General features: G+C 41.0%; 13 protein-coding genes. All 13 read right to left on the bottom strand.

Annotation, left to right across the window (positions count from 1 at the left end):
• Position 1 precedes the first annotated feature (1 nt).
• From O0V13_RS03060 to O0V13_RS03120, 13 genes are read right to left on the bottom strand one after another with little or no spacing between them, the layout of a single operon-like run.
• Positions 2-1351, bottom strand: a complete 1350-nt coding sequence (locus O0V13_RS03060) for an ATP-binding protein (protein WP_268033515.1) — start codon at positions 1349-1351, stop codon at positions 2-4.
• Positions 1345-2898, bottom strand: coding sequence for a contractile injection system tape measure protein (locus tag O0V13_RS03065; protein ID WP_268033516.1), 1554 nt, complete (start codon positions 2896-2898; stop codon positions 1345-1347). The genes O0V13_RS03060 and O0V13_RS03065 overlap by 7 nt, the downstream gene beginning before the upstream one ends.
• Positions 2895-6257 (bottom strand): carboxypeptidase-like regulatory domain-containing protein, encoded by a 3363-nt coding sequence (locus O0V13_RS03070; RefSeq protein WP_268033517.1) that lies wholly within the window; start codon positions 6255-6257, stop codon positions 2895-2897. Before O0V13_RS03070 ends, O0V13_RS03065 begins: the two co-directional genes overlap by 4 nt.
• An 11-nt stretch (positions 6258-6268) precedes the next feature.
• Positions 6269-10459: a hypothetical protein gene (locus O0V13_RS03075; RefSeq protein ID WP_268033518.1), complete on the bottom strand. Its 4191-nt coding sequence runs from the start codon at positions 10457-10459 to the stop codon at positions 6269-6271.
• A gap of 3 nt (positions 10460-10462) precedes the next feature.
• Entirely contained in the window at positions 10463-13843 is a 3381-nt protein-coding gene (locus O0V13_RS03080) for a baseplate J/gp47 family protein (RefSeq protein WP_268033519.1), read from the bottom strand.
• Positions 13840-14253 carry a GPW/gp25 family protein gene (locus O0V13_RS03085; protein ID WP_268033520.1) on the bottom strand — a complete coding sequence of 138 codons (414 nt, stop codon included), beginning with the start codon at positions 14251-14253 and terminating at the stop codon, positions 13840-13842. Before O0V13_RS03085 ends, O0V13_RS03080 begins: the two co-directional genes overlap by 4 nt.
• A gap of 1 nt (position 14254) precedes the next feature.
• The gene (locus O0V13_RS03090; RefSeq protein WP_268033521.1) at positions 14255-14533 is read right to left on the bottom strand and encodes a PAAR domain-containing protein; all 279 of its coding nucleotides are present in this window, start codon (positions 14531-14533) and stop codon (positions 14255-14257) included.
• Positions 14534-14537: 4 nt separating this feature from the next.
• Positions 14538-16295 carry a type VI secretion system tip protein VgrG gene (gene vgrG / locus O0V13_RS03095; RefSeq protein WP_268033522.1) on the bottom strand — a complete coding sequence of 586 codons (1758 nt, stop codon included), beginning with the start codon at positions 16293-16295 and terminating at the stop codon, positions 14538-14540.
• Positions 16296-16298: 3 nt separating this feature from the next.
• Complete coding sequence (locus O0V13_RS03100) at positions 16299-17090, bottom strand: CIS tube protein (RefSeq protein ID WP_268033523.1); 792 nt, start codon at positions 17088-17090, stop codon at positions 16299-16301.
• A gap of 3 nt (positions 17091-17093) precedes the next feature.
• Positions 17094-17249, bottom strand: coding sequence for a DUF5908 family protein (locus tag O0V13_RS03105; RefSeq protein WP_268033524.1), 156 nt, complete (start codon positions 17247-17249; stop codon positions 17094-17096).
• Positions 17250-17252: 3 nt separating this feature from the next.
• Entirely contained in the window at positions 17253-17726 is a 474-nt protein-coding gene (locus O0V13_RS03110) for a phage tail protein (RefSeq protein WP_026956151.1), read from the bottom strand.
• 5 nt (positions 17727-17731) lie between these two features.
• Positions 17732-18166: a phage tail protein gene (locus O0V13_RS03115; RefSeq protein WP_026956152.1), complete on the bottom strand. Its 435-nt coding sequence runs from the start codon at positions 18164-18166 to the stop codon at positions 17732-17734.
• A gap of 30 nt (positions 18167-18196) precedes the next feature.
• Positions 18197-19645: a phage tail sheath family protein gene (locus O0V13_RS03120; protein ID WP_268033525.1), complete on the bottom strand. Its 1449-nt coding sequence runs from the start codon at positions 19643-19645 to the stop codon at positions 18197-18199.
• Between the last annotated feature and the right edge of the window lie 27 nt (positions 19646-19672).

Genomic DNA, 19672 nt, shown 5'->3' on the forward strand with positions numbered 1-19672 from the left:
CTTAAATTGTTCTTCCTACTTTTTGAAATTCCTTTCTCACACCTTCTGTGATATCTTCCATCCGGATGATTTTATCATCGTGTTCCAGAGCCATCAAAAGGCTATGTTGAATCACATTGATAATGCTGCCGCCACTCAGATCATAAGAGGATGCCAATGACATCAGATTTACTTTCGGTTCAAGCTGAGCTCTTTCAGGGAATCCATTTTTCCAAAGTTGAAGTCGTTCTTCGGCTTGGGGCATGGGGAAAAATATGCTTGATTGGAAGCGGCGCATAAATGCTTCATCAAGGTTCCCTTTTAAATTGGTAGCCAAAATGACTAAGCCGTCATACTCTTCTATCCTTTGCAAAAGATAGGAGACCTCTTGGTTGGCATATTTGTCATGAGCATCATTGACAGAGGTCCGTTTTCCGAAAATGGCATCTGCCTCATCGAAAAATAGAATCCAGTTTTGTTTTTCTGCCCTGTCAAATATTTTCCCAAGGTTTTTTTCTGTTTCACCAATGTACTTTGAAACCAATCTTGAAAGATCTATTCGATACACGTCCAAGCCCATTTTTTTGCCTAAAAGGGCTGCAGTTAAAGTTTTTCCAGTACCTGGGGGACCAAAAAACAAAGCTTTGTATCCGGGACTTAGCACTTTGCCCATTCCCCATTCATTCAGCAAAAAGTCCTTATGCTTGAGCCAAATTTCTAATTCTTTCAACTCAATTCTAGTGTCTTCGGGCAATACCAAGTCTTCCCAATCCAAAGCCGTATGAAGTCGCTGTGCCGGAAAATCATTGTTGAAGCTTGGCTTCTGAATCCGCCCCGTGGTGATGAGATCCAAAATTTCTCTAGATATGGCTAAAGTGCCGGATAAGTATGATTCATCCGTTTCCACATCGCTCAATTTGAGTATTCCTTCTTTAAATAAGGTACCCGTTCCATCAAGAAGATTTTGGTATTGAAAGCGTTTTTTGAGATCATTTCCTGCCAAAATGAAAAGGATAGTCTCTCCAGTTGGAATAAATCCATTGTGAGATTTTGCTTTTTTGCCACCAAATTCCGTGTAGATCTGCTGAGTCAATTGATTCCTACTCATAAACATGTCCAGTAATTGTGGACGAATATGAGGGACAGCAGCCAGGATTAGCAGAAAACGATCCTCTGGTCCCAGGTGATGTTTTTTGATCAGGTCACAGTAAGGGGATTCTATGTTGTCCAGATCCGGTGGAGGGATTTGAAGAAGATCTTGGTTGGCAGTATCAGGTTTTGCATTGATGGCTGACCGAGCCTTCAAGATCTGCTGAAGCCAGTCCATTTCCAATTGGACGGAGTGGGCGTTATCGTGAGCTTTACTTACCATTCTGTAAAAAGTGTTTCTTCCATCCAAGGATGTTTGATGATACTTATCCCCCAAGGGAGCTGGTTCAAAAGAATGTCAATAGATGTTCTTGGAATGATCAGTTGATAGCCTTTATCAACTTTCCGTAGACTTCCTTCACGTCGGAAAAATCCTTTGGAAATGGATTTTCCAGAGGAGGTTTTCAATGCTTTCCATCTCTGAGCCAGTGTGTCCAAAAGGTTTTTCATTTCTTCTTTTTCCAAATCATTGGGTTCAAATTTTACCTCAATCACTTTTGAGCAAGGAATTCCGCATAATATTTTGTTTAGAAGTAAATCACTTTCTTCATATTCATTCCTTTCATCCACCAAATATTGCAAAAGCAAAGCAGCCCTTTCTTGAGCTTTTTCAGATACAAATTCCCTCTCTTTAGTCAGTTCCAGTCCTTCGAAAAAGTAGGGAAGGAAAGGTGCGGTCAATACCAAACCTGCATTTGAAATCGGGAAAGTTTCATCTTCTTCCAATTGATCTTTGGATCGAAAAAGATCTTTTTTCCTTGATCTCAAAGGTTCCTCAATGGAACTGGTCTTTTTTAAAAGCCTTTTGGCTTGTTCAAAAAATAGATCTGATTCAGAATTTTCCGAAAGCTTAGCTTTCTCTTTCCTGGAAGTTTCTGATTTCCTATAAATGGGAGTTTGAGGCCATTCTAGCCAGACTTTTTCTATAGCTTTTTGATCAATTTTTATGGATTTGAACTCATCCAAAAATGTTAAGATCAGGTCATTTAATTCACTAGAATTCGGTGTGCTTGGATTAGATAAAATCAGAGAATCCAGCTTTTTTGAAAAAGAGTTGAGATGGTTTTTTTCAAGGATAATAGCTTCTAAAACAGCCTTGATAAAGATTGAATCCAATTCTTTTGATGATGAAAAACTGGGAACCAAAGTGGTTTTGAAGCTTTTGAAAAGGGATTCTATGAGCTCAACTTTTTGCGGTTTAAACCAACTCAGAAAATGGATTAAGTCTTGAGTTGATATATGCCTAGAAAGTCTAAAAACAGCATTTATACTTAGTTTATTCTTTTCTATCCATGATTTGAAAGCCTGATTTTTTTCTTGAATTAACTTTCTGAAAATCGATTTTATAGTGCTTTGAGAAGATTGATTTGACCACCATGGCTTTCTCCCAAATTCCAAGAGATAAATGAGAAGCTCAACTTCTTTATTCTGATCAAAACTGTCTTTTGGAATATATTGAGGCCCTTCTTTTTTGATTTTCGGGTTTGATAATTCAGGGTACTTACGAAGGATCAGGGTTTTTAACTCCTCCCGGAGTCGAATTCTCAATAAATCAGGATCAAGGTTTGCCTTGACTCTCCCGAGATCAATTTCAAGTTTATCAATGCGAATTGTTCGATTAGGAATATCCACTTCTTCCAAAACTTCTTCAATGATTGGTTGCAGTTGAGATTGAAATTTTTCTCCCCATTGAGCCAAATCAGTTCTAGCCTGAATTGCATTGCTGTAATTCAGGTCTAAAATCTGCCTATGGATCAAGTGCCGACTCATTTTTTGGTGGAGATTATTTCAACCAAATGGGCCTTGGTAGAATTACTTCTGTATTGAAGGTCATTTTCATCTGCAATTACCTTGAGGGTATCGTTTTTCAACAGACTCAATTCTTCATTTGCCAATGAAATTTCCTGCTTATCATCCTGTAACAATACGATCAATTCATTCTTGTCAAGTGATGCCGTTGAGTCTGTAATCAATCCTCTTGAAGAGGCAACCTTGAACATATCTGCCTCATCAAGAGTGGCTACCGAAGTTGAAACACCTGTAACTGCTGGTTGGGAAACCCTAACGGATGTCATAACATGAATGATTTGAGTTTCATCGCATATATCTCTCGTGTTTGATACAAAACCTATCGCGGCAAATTGGAGAGTTACCCCTGGATTTGGGAATTGCAGAGTAAATTTTCCATCGAGATCAGTTGCAGTTCCTATTTGGGTACCTTCAATAGTGACCTGAACTCCTACAATTGGTTTGCCGGTTGCATCTAGGACTTGGCCTATGACTCCTGTAGAGGTACAAGTTGGTTCAGGCTGGGCGCCGCAATTGGATGCTTGATAATCTAGGATTGCTTGGCCCATTGCATTGAATGACATACCATCCACATAGAGGTTAAGACATCTTACCAATTGTTCTCTTGTTACCTCATTATCCAGGAAGTCATTTTCAATTTCATCTTGGGTAAATCCTCTGGTTTCTCGAAGGCTTGAAAGCAAAGAATTGATGGCAAATTCAAAACTATTTCCTGAATCCAATCCTCTTGCGGCATTTGCTTCGAACACATTTTTATCTCCCCAACAAGTCAATGTGTCTTCAGTATAGCAAACTGTAGGATTTGCTTCTTTTACCCAAATAGTGACTCTGCCGACATCCGTCAATTCACTTGCTTTATCGATCAATTTGTAATTGAAAGAGTCATTGCCGGAGAATCCTTCAGGCGGTTCATAAAGGAAAGTTGAGCTGGTACCTATTTGAGATACTTTTCCTCCCTTTTCGGTAGTATTTGAAATTAGGTCTACCGCATAATCTCTTTCTATTGGCAGGCGATCATTGATGACAACCGGGATTTCAACAGCCGTATTTTCCATTGTCACAGCATAATCTGGTCGGGCAAAAGGTGGCAAAAGACTCCAATCATCACCTTCACAGGCATCGATGCATTGGCAATCACAAGCAGCTCCTGGAAGACTAAAGTCCCCAATTACCCTTTCTGAACTTGCCATGTATAGAAGGATAAATGTGCCTCCTTTGTAAACTCCGGCTTCGTGATTAATGCCTGGGTTTTGTTGAATGTATTCCGAAAACCGCTTCGAATTATGAAGTTTGTCTTTTCTATGTAGGAAACTCAGGAAAAGACGCTGGATCTTGGTAAAATAAAATAGATCCAAAACCCTGTAAATTAAGGGTGAAACTCTCGCAATCAATCCACTATATACATCTTGAAGAGGAGTTTCATTATCATTTTCCAGATCAATGTTGTCCAACACTTTCATTTGGATAAGGATAAAATCCAATAGAGTTTGGAGAATCTTTTTATAGGATTCCTGGAATTGATCCCAATCAAGGTCTTCTAGGCATTCTGCTAAGGAATCGACCAAAGATTCGAATAAACCAAAGGCATCCATTACCTGTTTTTCTTGATCTTCATCGTATATTGGATCGTCTTCACCGTACTTTTCATTCATTTCGCGGAGATAATCTATAATCAAGCGGATATCCCGAATCAGTCCAAGCAAAAGCAATCGGTGATGCATATATTCTTCCTGAAGATCATTCCACCCACAATTGCTATCTGTCAAAGTTCCACCTGCATCTAAATGCAATGCATCTAAATGAATAGGAAGGTTGAATTGATTAATTAGGTTTTGGATTGCTGTTTTTGCATCCTCGATATGATGTCCCAGATGTCCCTCAATTCTCAAAAATGGATAGGAATCCCAGTTGAAATTCAATGGGGATTCTAAAAAATCTGGATTCGCAACTGGAGTATCCGGTTGATTGTCATAGGCTAAAACTTCTGGCCGATCGCTGCTCCTGAGTTGTAAGGTTCCTATTGCTTTCCAATTCTTTTCCAATGAAAACCAGCTCCCGAAGCTTCCCTTACTTTTGATATCATAATAATAGGGGATGGATCTGCTTCCCAAAGCATCATATTTCTCAATGCTTGGAGTAATTTTTACAGGGAAATTTTCAGGATCGGGATCACGGATTATTCCCAATTCCAAATTCTCTATCATCAATACCAATCGGCGATATTGCTGATTCAATTTTTCCTGAAGTAGCTTTTGCCCATTGAAAATTGGAGGCTGAACCAAGCCGTGTCGGTATTTGTAGAATTCCTCTGCGGTTTGGCTAGCCGGAATAGCTCTCCCAAGCATCAAGTGGAAAGGGAATAAAGAGGGATCTGTCGGACAGGAATACCATAATGATAGTCCCGTTTCCAAAAACTCATCCCAAGCCAAATTCAATTCTTTGAAGAAATCATAGAGGTATTGAACACCTCGCACTGTTGCTGGAGCATCAGTCAGACATTGGTTGATTTGGTCAATTTTGTCTGTGACACTTGCCAATTCAAAAGGATTTGAAAATCCAAAACTCTTCGCCAAAAGTGGCTCAAATACTATAAATCCCTGTTCCAGATTTTTCCAAAATTCCGAAGTAGCCGTTTCCAAAATAATGTTTTGATAGTTGCTGACAAAGGGTCCTATTTGTTGGGATTCAGGTGCAGATGGATCAAATAGTGGTTTTTTAAAGTAGAATTTCTTCAAGTCAGGATCTGCTGAAAATTCTCCAGAAACATTGGAGGATCTCGTCAAAATAATATCCAAATCAGCCTTGGAGACAACCAGTCTTCGTATGGTTAATAGTCGATCTTGTCCTTTGTCATCACAGGCATTTCCCAAACAGGATTTGAGGTCTTTGTCAAAGATTTCAAGGTAGAGGAGGACAAATTTATTATTGAGGAAGGTGGCAGGATTATTTAGTTTTTTGACATCTGTCTCATCTTCTGGCTCCTCAGATAGTAGCTCCCAAAGTGTTACATCTTGCTCTGGGAAACCAAATGGCTTATAACTTACTCCTTCTGGCAGAGTATAAGGTCGGTAGTGAGTGGCATCAAACCTTTTTCCGTTTTGAATTAAGAAACCCTCGGAGGTAATCCCTAAACCTTTTGAAATGCTGAGTCCATTTGGAAAGGGTTGGATTTGAAGCCCGCATACGATTCCCATTCCAATCAATTTGGAACGGGTGAGCCTATTTTGCTGATCAAGGTATGCGCTGAGCTGGTTAAGCTGATCGCTAGTCAGGACCTGACTACCTTCAAAAATTGGATAAGTGGAAATGATCTGGCTCATAATAATATTGTTTAAAATTCTCCCAGTGATGAAAAATTGAGGATAATGGCATCGGCAAGGCTGTCACTTTCGGCACAGTCATGAAGACTTCCTGAAGGATAGACATTGCGTACTTTTTCCAGTTCCTCTATCAATTGGGATAGTGCAGTGGAAAGATTTTTGGGATGTATTGTGGGCTTCAAAGACTCAAGCTGCCATATTTTCCAGGCTCGCTCCAGTCCATCCAAATGCTCTGGGCTGATCCAGCATATCGTCAAAAAGACATGGGATGGAGCCTCAGTTTTAAATTTATTTTCTAAGAATCTTCGGAAATCCAGATTGGTAAATCGCCCTGGCCAAAATGGTAAAATCACATGGGCTATGCAGGTATAAGCATCGTCCAAAGTACAATGGCATTCCTCTTGGAAATGTGGATCCAAAAGCCTGTCTTCGATGGTTTCAGTAACCATCACTCCTCCTTCATCCAGGAATTTAAACTTGCCTTTTAGCTTAGGGCGGAGTAAAATATGTTCAAATAAATGTGTTCCTTCATGGCTGAAAAACTGGTTGGAGATGAATGCTTGAAGTGCCAAAATTGCCAACTGCTCTTCACCTCCAGCAACCAAGAATGTATCTCCATCATTTGAAAGAACATCAAAAGTCTTCATGACCATTAATTGCCCATCCATTAGATCGATCCGTGGCTCTTCTTTGGTAATGAGTTCTGTTTTGCCATCTGCCAATGCAATGTCGAAAAGGCCATAATTCACCAAATAATCGCCTTCTTCCAAAGCGAGGCTGATGGTGATTTCTTCCAATGAGGAAAATAAATCCAAATGATCACCATCAATCACCAGTTTGTGGGAGGCAAGATCAAGGCTTTCAATTTCAAAACTTCTTGAAAAGACAACTTGGTCTTCGGGATTAGGGATGAGATCTGCTTTTAGTCGAATTTTGGATCCAAATGATTCTGAAGTATCCAAAACCATGGAGGCAGGAGGAAATCCTTCTTGAATCAGCCATAAATCTCCCCAAGTGCCATCGAGAAGTTGGGCTGCCAGATCAACATTGAAATCAGACTCAACTGTCTGGGCCAAAACTCCGCCCCGAACTGGGTCGATAATGGATATTTTGTATGGAACTTCATCATCTGGAGGAAGTTGGTAGCCTGAGGTTTTGGCAGCCGCCGCTACAATCCTCCAAATATGGTCTTGGATATGCGCTTTTGCGAGGTTTTCCAGTTCGGTTTTATCTACCGCATCAGAAACTTCTTGCTCTATTTTTCCACTCAAAATGGCATCTCCAGTTCCAAATGGGGCATCAAAGATTTCAAATTCCAACTCATATTTTGGTGGAGCAGGAGCCATGGATGTTGTGATGGTATATTCATACCAATGCTGTAGTCCAAGACTCAAATTTTTCCGATTAGCTCGAGAATTTTCTAAAAACTCATCCTTGAATAGAGTAATCAATCCCTCAATGGCCAATGCCGCTTCCGATTCTAAAGCAAAATCTTTTTTGATGCTTTCGCCGATGATTTCCTCCTCGAAAACCAACTCAGCCAAAAAGCTTCCTGGCTCTCCAGATATACTCCAATGAGAATCTTCAGATGCAATCAGCAGGATTTTTTCTAAAGCCAATGCGGCCTCTTCTTTGGATTCAAACTCTTCGAAGATTTCAAAGTCTGGTTGATCAGTAAGGTCATTTACCGAAATGGTCCAGATTCCAGAGTTTTCTGTGAAAATAAAGTGAGGTCTAAAAATCAACCAATCGGCTTTTTTGGCTTTGATCCCATAAAGTCCGCCGATTCTATTTTCCAGTCCTGAATGATTTTCACGATGGTAAAAGCCATCTTTCAAACCATAATTATAGCCTAAGCCTCTTCCGGCGCTGGTCTGTGGATACTTGTTCAAAAACTCCAGTTTATCCTCAATTAATTGCTCTTTTCCCGCGATACCCTTGAGTCTGATAGAAAGGAGAGAATAGTCTGTCAGAGATTCCGCAAACCTTCCTAACAGGTGATTCAAAAATTGATTTCTGCGATCCAAATAGGCTTCATGGGACTCAGTCATGTCCGAGAGCAATGTCTTTAGCCCAGCAAGGTCTTTCCATAAATCTTCACAATCTGGAACGATAGTTTCTAGAGACTGTTGAAAATAAGTGTTGGATATCAGTGGGTTACCAAATGGGTCTTTGTCAACAGAAATGGAAAAAAGGTCTTTGACATGAGCCAATTGAGCAAGATAATTTGCCAAGAACTGCTCAAAGACAATCAAATAGGCTTTCAGTTGCTTGACCTGGAAGGCTTGAGGTCTTCCTTGGCTTTTTGGAAGCATTCCTTCTTCTCCGATGCCATAGACCAGAGGGAAATCATTTTGGATCGAATAATAATCTGCCGAATCGGTGAATTCACCCATGATCACTTCAAAATCCAGATTTGGATAGTGGATTTTTTGAGGCCTTTTATCATCCTCAATCTCTTTCAACAGGTCTTCCACCAATTCTCGGTCTGCTTTAAAAGGAAGTCCCTCCTTGTAGTACATGAGTTTGCTTAGCTCTGTATTCAATCGAGGAACATAGTTCTCTTCCATTGCCAGATTTAGACACCATCGAACGCTTTTCGAAGGAATTTTACCTTCAGGATCATCTTGAGGCATGTTGGCGATTTGGATGCTTTTTACAGCTTTAACCCCATCGATATCCATGATGATATGGATCAAGTCGGAGACATGAATGCTGGATTTGCGATCCGCCAACTTCAATTCTTCTTCGTCAATGAATCCATGTTTTAAAAGGGGGCCTTCGAAAATTTCTTCTGTAGGATTGCATTGTTCTTCCTCCCAATTTCCAAAATAAATACTATCATCATCTCGGATCAGAGGACTTGAAAAATTGGGGCTGAGGCTTATTTCAGCAAGTTTTCGGTTTTTTGGAGCAGTTTTGATCTCCAAAATCTCGTAGGTTCCAGCATTGTTGCCAGATCCTAGGATACTTACCTGAGTACCTGCTTTTGGATAATTATCTTCCTCCAATTCCAACCAAAGTTTGGCCGGGTTCTGCTGGATTTTAGTGATTGGCAAAGAGTCAGCTTTACAACCGTGAAGTCTTTCTTCCAGGGTGTAGAAATTGACCTGAGGAGATAGAAAGTCCGCAATAGCTGAAAATATCAAAGCCTCTGTCAGCTCAACATCTGCCTCCTGCTCCAATTCTATATCTGAGCAGACCAAAATCTCCTCTACTCGAAGCGCATGAAATTCCACAAAATCCTCACACAAGTTGCGGTTTGCCATCAAAGTAGCTTTGACCTGTTGCAGGATTTCTTTGATTTTCTCGATTTTGAGAAGATAGAAACTCATGACTCCGTCTTCATCTTGGAATACAAAGTCATTGACTAGATTGGTTACTGCTGCCAAATCCTCGATTTCTTCCAATCCAGAAGGAGTCAATTCTGTGCCTTCAAGCTCTATATAATTGGTAGGACTGAGTGAAAAATCCATTTCAAAACCACTTGGGAGATTTTGGAATTGAATCGAAATACTTTGAATCGCTTTTCGAATTTCAGTTCGGTTTTCCCAATCTATTTTTGCATCCCAACGAGGAAATTCCACTTGAATATCTATGACAACACCACTCAGGCTGATGTGCTCATCGATGCTGATTTCCATACTGAGCTTGTTTTCATTGAGATCCCCGAGACCTTCTGTGGTATCAAACTCAAGTAGCACATCGTAGATAATTCCCATTTGAAGGGCTTTCTCTGTTGCTGGAAATGGCTTATAGGCTAGTTTTTTCTCTTTTCGATCTGGGTAAACCGGGATTTCGTTGGATTCTCTCAATTCTATCCAGGCATTTTTTACTCCTGCAAAGGGAGCAGGTTCATCTTCCTCTCCGACTACTTCCACATCCATGAGAAGTTTGCGATAATCATTCAATGTGAGCGGTCTGGAGGGTAGAATTTCTGAAGCTTTGAAAAATTGTTCTGCTAATGAACCATCTGGATCAGCCAATAAATCTTGAATCGGTTTATTGGTTCGGAAGCTTAGATCTGTAATGGCATAGCAAAGCACCTCCAAAATCGTCACCCCTGGGTCATGGGTATTGTAATCTGTCCAAAACTGACCAGAAAGCTTTTGGATATAGGCCAAAGCTTCCGTTCTCAGAAGTTCGAAGTCTGACGCCGGACTGGTAGGAGCTGCTTGCGATATGGTGATTGGTTTGGTCATAAATTAAGTTGGAAAAGCTTCGTCCATATCTGAATCTTCACTGCTTACAATGTTTGCAGTTGCTGCTATTTCATTATCCTCACATTCACAGTCATCTGTCTCCAAAATCTCTATGATATGATCTCCATAGGTATCGATATTTCCTGTGGAACCTAAAAGTGATACCCCTGTACTTCCTTGTGCTTCTTCTACCTTTTCTTTGGAAATAATTGATCCGTCGATGGGGTTTTTGACGATGTGATAGAGTTCAAAACAGGTCAAATAGTCTACATAGGATAGTTTTTCTATAAAATGTAGAATGACCGAACCGTGGATATTTCCTGTGAAATTGAAACTTTCAACACCTTCAAAAGCCCATGGAGAAAGAAATGCCTTTAACTCATCTTCCAGCTTTTTGGCAAATAGACTTCGGTCCACTCCTGCTAGGAATTTGACTTTGGTTTTTACCTGAAGCTCTTCATAGACAGGGTTAACTACATGTAGAAAAACCCCTGCCGAATTGATTTTGGAAAGTGACTCTTGGACATTTGAAATCAGGGAAACACTCGCTTTGGGGCGAAGTGGATCTAAGGCATTTTTATTTTGAACATTGGCCACTAAAACCACCGTCGCATGACGAGGAGCCAAGGCTCGGTATTCTTCCAAATTTCCTGTATACTCGGTGTGGTTTTGGACCTTAACCTGATAGATTTCCGGAAATTCTTCCAAGACCAAATGCTCATAATCCCATAAAGTGATTGCCCGTTGCTTGTGTCGCAATCTTTCGGTGACTCTTTGATAAAAATCCTCAGAAGCTTCGGGAGTTTTTCCTCCAAATGATGCAAAAGGTTGAGCAATCTTGCTGACTTGAGGTTGAGATAATTTGAGCTTGGCTATGGTTTCTGCTGGGAGGGAAACTGTCAATCTATTGGGGTCATTTCCCTTGTCTTCGAATGTTACCTTAATCGCTTGAGCCAAAATCTGGGTGAAATCAGGAATTGCATCAGAGTTTTCACTCACACTTGCCCGAATCCAAGTCAATCCATCATCCAGAATTGTGTGTGAGGTGTTGGCAGCTCGAGGCATGGTGAAGCCGACTAAACCTGTTTGGATCAATCCATTGGTTTCATCCAAGACCAAGTCAAGCTTTTCAAAATTGATCCACTCATTATCTGCTAAATAGTCCCATTTTACTTCAGGAACAGCTTTTTCTGGATTTCCACTTCCATCCAATACATGAACTAGCATTTGGATCGACTGAGCAATTTGATGGTTTTTCAATCCAATATGTAAAAAGCCTTCTCCTTGATAATCTGGAACTAGAAGAGAAGGAGATTGCTCTTGAATTGCCTCTCCAAATACTCCTATGTTGAAAAATGAATCCCAGTCATGATTTCCTGGAACAAAAGTGTCCTCGGCAGTATAGTCTAGTTTTACACTGCTAAGCTCTGGGGTATAGGGTTCATTTGGAATAGGAATATCATCTTCTGTTGCTTCAGTAGTTTGTGAGACAACAGCCTTAGCGAATATTTTTGGATATTCCTTATGCCCAAATCCATGGGTAAGGCTGAGTTTTAAAAATCCTCTTTTTGTTGCTGGAGTCCATTGCAAAACTTCTTCCAATTCGGGTTCCGCTTCCAATCCAGTAAAATGAGAACTGCTTAATTCATATTCCTGAGAACTGCTTAATGCTCCATTTTCTTTGAATAATCTAAAGGTACTTTTTACATCACCAAACGATCTGTCATCCAGAAAATAGCTTTTCACTTGGAAGGATGAATTTTCAAAATCGTCGTATTCTGCATAATAATCCTCAAACCCATCTTCATCCCCAGGGAGTCCATGCCAGTTGAAATGAAGGTTCATGCTTTGGAGCTTTTTTGAAAAAGCTTCATGACTTCCAATGTAAAAACTGGATCCTGAAAGTGGTCGAGGACCAAATGGTTTGATGTTTTTCCCTACTGGAAGAGTACTGAGGTCATTTTGGAGAATTAGGTTTTCTACTCCACGGACATCTACATTTATTTTTACCTCTTGAACTTTTGCTCCTTGAAGGAGCGGATAAGCATAGCTTTGAAGTGTATTGGCAAGTTCAATTTTTAGTACAGGTTGGGAAGTTTTAAACTTTTGAAGTAGAGTTTCCTCATCGTATCCCACTACTGCATCCTGGTCAGAGATCAAGTGACATTTCAAAATCAACTCAATGGTATCACCCAAATCTTTGATTTCATGCTTTTGACTTCGGAAGGAATATTTCAGATCCTCAATTTTATCCTCACCAACGCCTCGGATTGCTCTCACTTGAATCAGAGAGGTGAATTTTTGTCCAGAAAGAGTGGATCTTCGAGCTAAAATATTTTTGGCAGTTACTTCCCCGATGTCATAGCCATTGAAAGGCTTATGCTTTCCAAATTCCGGATTGTCGAAAACAGGTCCCGCTTGTGGTTCAATGGCCGCGATATCTTGCCATTTTTTGGCATTGTTCAAGAATTTCAAGGCATCTTCTTCAATTTCTTCTTCGCTTTGAAGGTCAAATCCAGGTGTGGCTTCAATCCATTCTTTTTCTCCACTTAAGAAAAACCTGAAAGTTGAATTGAGATGTAGTTCTTTTAATTTTTCTAGCAGACCTTCCTCTTTGGGAAGTACGAGGGTCAAAGTGATTTTTCTTAGCCCTTCCTCTAGAGCCAATGTGGGAGAGGAGACAGCAAATCCTAAAACGGCAAGGCTCATGTCAGAATCAGGGAAAAGTGTTTTTGGCCTTCCAAAAGGATTCCATTGACCTTCTGTGGTGGTGATTTCAGCTCCTAATCCATCAGCTGAATTTGCTACTGGCGAGGAATAGATTCTTCCATTTTCATCCTTGAAAAAGGATTTGATGGAGCTGATTTCTGATTTGTTTAAGGATTCATCTTTGAGGTTTTTGAACAAAACCTCTACCCCAGTGTCATCTTTGCCTGCCTTGAATTCAGAGTTTTTGGGTAAAAGGTAAGCCGCAGTAGCTTTTGCCAATTGGATAATCAAATAAGCCTGATCTGCTTCAGCAGGCTTCTCTTTCAAATGAAGAACATCTCGATAGAAAAAGTCCAGATGCTTTTTAGTCAGTCCATTGATGTCATTTTGAGCCAATTTGAAGTTTTGCAAAAAGGCCAAAAACAAAGCAAAATGAGGGTCAGTTCTTTGTTCTTGTTTGATGGAGTTTTCAAAAAATCCCTTCCAATCACCATCCCAACCCGCTTGAGTTTTGAATTTTAATTCTGTAGCCAGATTGACAGCAAAAGACTTTAATTCATCAATTTTTCGGGCATCGACAGCCACATACTCAGGAAGCAGAGATTTGAGTAGCCGATTGACCCGATTGGTTCCGCTGGTGGGTACTTGGACGCTATGACAATTGTCAAAACTCATAGATTGGTGTCAGTTGCTTCGATGATGAAATATGGGTAAACCAAATTTTTTCGATTGTTGGTGGCGATGATCGTATACTTGACGAGTACTTCTACTCTGCCTTCCTGATAGTCTGGTCGTAGGTCTATATCATCCGCTTTGATTCTAGGTTCATGGAAAAGAATCGCCTTTTTGATTCGATTGATAATGATGGTAGCTGTGGTGACATTGAGCGTTTCGAATAGAAGGTCTTCCATATTTGCTCCGTATTTAGGTCTTAGCACACGTTCTCCCAATGTGGTGTTCAGTAATATGATCAGGCTCTGACGAATGTCTTCCTCATCCTCCGCCAATTTGGCCTGCTTAGAACCAGAGCTAAATTCTACTGGAAATGCCCAGCCTCTACCTAAAAATGAATTTTTCTCACTCATATCATCCTATCATTACTGTTGGTTCTCCTACTGCTACTGATGCCCCACAACCGCAAACATCCCCCGCTCTCAAAGCAGGTTTTCCTCCAATCAAAACTGTGGCACTTCCCATTGCAAATGGACTTGCCGTCGGTTGATGTGCATTTGGTGGCAAAGAGCAAACATGATTATCTCCCAAAACTGCAGCTGGCATTCCTCCAATCAATACTGTTGATTCTCCCGGTCCCATGACCGTTCCTCCATGATTTGTGGTATCCAATACTCTCGCTGCTGCTGGCATATTTTTAATTGATTTGAACTATTGAACCACTGATTACTGTGGAACCGGATGATGAAATCTCTGCACCGGCGCTTCCCTCTCCTTTGAGTTGAGCATTGGCAGTGAGATTCACATTCGTTCCTTCTATTGTGACATCTCCAGAAGCTTTGATGATGACATCCTTGACTGATTCCATTTGGATTCCATCAGAGCTCATGGTGACTTTATTTCCATTTTCATCTTCCAAAAGAATACCGCCTTCATCATCACTTATTATGACTTTGTTTCCATTGGGTGTTTCAAAAGTGATGGACTTCATATCATCGTCAAAAACCAGTTTCAATTGGCTTTTGGTGACGATTCCTTTTTGGAAATTATCCTCATTTTGTTCGAAAGGAGCTGGTTTTGCTGAGCTATACAGCTGTCCCAAAATCACTGGATCTCTAGGGTCTTCATTGACAAAGCCTACTATCACCTCATCTCCAATTTCTGGCACAAAAAAGATTCCTCTGGCATCATCTCCTTCACCAGCATCCGGAGTGGATACTCTGGCCCAAATCCCCTCAGAATTTGGGTCAATCACAGGGATTAATACCCTAACCCTGAACTCCCCGTCAGGATCAGTCAATTCTGTGACTTTCCCGATATGAAGGCCTTTGATGGCTGGTATAATTCCACTAGCCGGGACCTCTAAAATATCATCATATAGACGGGAAATGAACCTTGAATCCAGACCCAAACCTAAATGTGTAAACCATTTTTGGTTGGGTGAAATCTCATGATAGACTGAAGAAACAAAGGCTTTCCCATTGAATCGGCTTCCAAAACCATCCAGATTCACCATGTCACCAGCTTTAATGGTATTGTGGCCCTTTATTTTGACTTGGCCTTGGATTTTAGAAAGTCGACTGCGTAATAATTTGGAGTCAGCCCATGCCTGAAGTTCCTGATCATCCAAATTGCCAGAATGTTGTAGTCTGAAGTCACTCAGTCCGATCACGTCAGACAAGTCAGCTCCGCTTAGGTCACTTTGTAAGTCAATTCCCGGATCAGCTCCTTCTATTTCTTTGATCTCTTGATTTGCTTGGTCCCAGGAGAAGCTCTTACTAGCCGCATATTGGGTTCTTGCATCCATCTCCGCCTGGAATTCAACGACATTCATGGCGTACTGGAGGTCGATTATCGGATCAGCGCTTACTTCCGGTTTGATGATTTTGATAGTTTCATCTTCGATCAATGCAATTTTTCCATTGATCTCGGCTCGAGTAAGAATGAAATCCCAATCTGTCACATAGTACTGCACCATTTCAGGATGGGAACCGGTTGTGCTTTCCACATCAGCACTCAGACCAGAATAGGATCCAATGATTTCCTCAATGATTTCATTGTCAGCAGAGTCAAAAAAGTACTTGTTTTTCCTGCCGACAGTCATTTTTACTGCCTCACTTTTCAATTCCAAAATCAATTTGGAAGAGCTATCAGTCACTTCAAGTCCATGTCGGATAATGATGCCTTTGAATATAGTTTCCTCAATCCCATGATACCCCGCCTTAATTTCAAGTGGTTTCCCTGGGACAAAAAGATCTCCAGCGCTCAATTTAAAATCAGATTCAGCTACACTTCCATCAAACAATACCAGTCTTGCTGATGGGATTTTATTGACTGCCTTCTGGACAATTATAGTCGCTATACCCACCTCTGGAGGAAGTGCGTTGCCATCCGAAAGGATAGTATAAGAGACGATGTCTTCTTTATTTTCAGTATTTACAGGCACTAATGGCATTGATTAAGCTTTGGCTAATGGTGGAAAGAAGAGTTCTTGACCTACTTCCAGTTTTCTAAAATTTTTAAGCTTGTTCGCTTTGGCTACTTCTAAGTAGAATTCTTGAGTTCCATAAACTCTGAGACACATAATTGGAAGGGTATCTCCAGATTTGACAGTCCGGATGTGTGTGAGATCCGGGGAGGTTCTACCTGCTTCTGCAGCTTGCTCTTCTCGAGGTATGCTCTGGATAAAACTAGCTGAGACTGTTGCTCGGATTGGGAGGCCTGAAGAATTGAAAAGCTTATAATTGATGGTTGCTTTTTCCAGTACACCTCTGAATTGAAAAGCTCCCCAATTGATCTGTAAGAAGTTCGGGCTATGGGATGCAGATTGGACTTTTTGCGTCAGTTCCAGAAACTTCTGGATAGCTCGATCCACATGTCGATCTTCCTGAATAATATCCACCGCATTGATTTTCTCGCCACTGATTTTATCCAAATTAGGTTTACTGTCACCTAGGTAAGAAAGATCAACATCTCCTGGCACGTCTTTTCCTGGAGGTGAAGTTAAAGTAGCATCGAACAGAAACTCAAAAGAAACAGATTCAGATTGGTTGGATTTAAACTGGTTTTGAGCTCCATCAGCTAGACCTTCTTCAGGAATCCACTTGTTCGTCACTTCCTGAGAATAGGTAGTTGGGTTGTACATCACCACATAAGTCCCGGTCGATTGATCGTATGAATCATCCGAGAATGCTGTGATTTTGAGCTTTTCCAAACCACCCAGAGGAGAGAAAATGTCTACAAGAGCCATGTTTTATCGTTCGTTTTTTTCCTTAACCAGTCGGGTCAATTCCTTGATTCCTTCAAGTACAGCCTCAGTTTTTGGACTGGATTTGCTTCTACCAGATGGACGTTCTTCGGCAGTATCCACTGTTGTTCTGATGATCAATTCTTTGATTTCGATAGGCATAGTCTAAAAAGGCAAAAGGTCTGTCGGAGAGATTCTCCTGAAGTATTGATAGGCAAATTCGATGGACTCAATCATCAGGGTGTTTTCCATGGCGTTGAGGCCTTCGATATTCCATTTGACTGGCCAGGCATTGATAAAATTCCAGGCTTGAATCGGAATATGTTCTTCATTGAGGAGAATGACTGTGATATCATTTGCCTCAAATTGAAATGCTTCCACTGAATCCTTAAACCATTTGGCTGCCTGAGAATCAATAAGCATCCCTCTTTTCAAAGTCAAATTGGGATAGGCTACTGATCCCGGCATTCGATGTTTGAATCTATTTTCACCTCCCTCAGCATATTCTTCAATTCCAATTTCCACGCTCAGTCCACCAACCTCCTGAAATCCTATATCTGGGATACTAGGGTATTTCAACAGAAGCCCTTCAAAGCGGACCAAAAAATGAAAGCCGGTAGGGGGGTAAAAAAATGCCATGAGAATTAAGGAGTTTCGATAGCCAATCCTTCGTGACAGATTTCGATCGTTTCGACGGCGACCTCATTTCCTGTAGAGTTTAAGGTTGGACCCTCAACTTTGCATGGGAATGCGTCTTTCACCTTCCAAACCATTACTGGTTCATGTTCTTCATTCAAAAGAGAGATTGTCAAATCCCGTCTTTCAATGTTGTTTTTCTTGACGGTATTGAGCCATTGGAAAAACTCATTGTCTGCTCGGAAAACCCCTCTTTTCAGTGTGATATTACTGTATTGAGGAATGCCTGGCATTTTGGAAACGTGATATTCCAATGAGCTACCTTCCCGGTAATCGATAGTTTGTAATTCGATGGAAAGTCCGGAGACTTCTGTAAATCCTATTCTGGTGCCGCCCCATTCTACCTGAAAATGAAAGACGGAAACTGGATATGCTACTGCCATGATATTTGGTATTTAGATTTCTGAAAAAGATTATGATTCTTGGAGTTTATGAGAGAATTTGAGAATGATAAATTCAGCTGGACGAACAGCTGCCATTCCTATTTCTACGTTCATTCTGCCTTCTAAAATGTCTTGGGCGGTCATGGTGACTCCCAATCCAACTTTTACAAAAAAGGCTTGCTCTGGCTTGGCACCAGCCAATGCGCCATCTCTCCAAAGTTTTGAGAGGAAGTTCTCAATCATTGTTTTTACCCTAAGCCAGGTGTTGGCATCATTGGGTTCAAACACGACAAATTCTGTTGCTTTTTTGACGGACTCTTCGACGAAAATGAAAAGTCTTCTCACCGGCACATATCTCCATTCATTGTCATTTCCGGCTAGGGTTCTCGCTCCCCAAATCAGGGTTCCTTTTCCTGTAAAGGACCGGATTGCATTGATAGATTTTCCTGAAGAAGCGTCAATGTTTAAGCTCGCTTGTTGCTCATGGGTTACTTTGACTGCTGGACCAATGATTGATCGGATATCTACATTTGCAGGAGCTTTCCAAACGCCACGCTGGCTGTCTACCCTTGCATAAACTCCTGCTACCGCTCCTGATGGAGACGCTTTGGCGTATTGTTTTGCGAGTTCAGCAGTGAGAGATCTGAAAAGACTTGGATCAGCTGTTTCTAGAGCATCCAGATTGGAGCCGTCTGCTGCATTTACTATAGCTGGAGCTGGTGTTCCAGTTCCGATATAATTGTCAGATTGATTGATAGTTACAGAGCTGGAAGCATACCCTAAAGGAATTGCTGTTTTTAGGTCTGGATAGTAGGCTGCTCCATATTTTAGGTTTCCATTTCCAATTCCACTATTTCTAAAATTGCTAGCGTCAGCAAAGGGATCAGTGGTATTTTCTTTGACATCCATGACCGTAAATCGGTCCTGAAGCTTTGCGCATTGAGCAAGTGCTTGGGTATACACTGAGTTCCCTTGAGCTAAAGAGAGTGTGTCTGGAAATAATAGCATGGTGGGTTCATCCACTTTTTCCACAGCAGCCAATCCCCATAATAAGGAGTTTAGCGTGGTGCTGTCACCAACATTTGGTGGAGCAGTGAAATCATTGACTGAAACGATATAACAAGGCCCTCCCCCGTTATCAAAAAACAACCTTAAAGCATAGTACATTTTATATGCACTTTGAGTTGGTGGAGTTACTGAGATTGTTCTAGATGCTAGTGTAGCAGGCTGACCGTCTGATCCAGTATATGTATCGGCAATGGCTACAGTAATCGATTCAGGATTAGCAATCCCGAAAATTGATTCATATTCCAACATGGAAGTTATCCGAGTTGGAACTCCGCGAACGTCTTCGCCATTTTTGGTGGCAAGGTCAGTATGACCTATAAATGCCGGGATGGCAGTCTCTACCGCTGCTATGGATGCTGGGAGAGTGGAGATTTCTTCTATATAAACTCCAGGAGTTGAGTAATTGGCCATTATTAAAAGTTTTTTGGTTGTCGAAAC

It is taken from the genome of Algoriphagus sp. PAP.12 (assembly GCF_026652115.1).
In the GTDB taxonomy this organism is placed as follows: Bacteria; Bacteroidota; Bacteroidia; order Cytophagales; family Cyclobacteriaceae; genus Algoriphagus.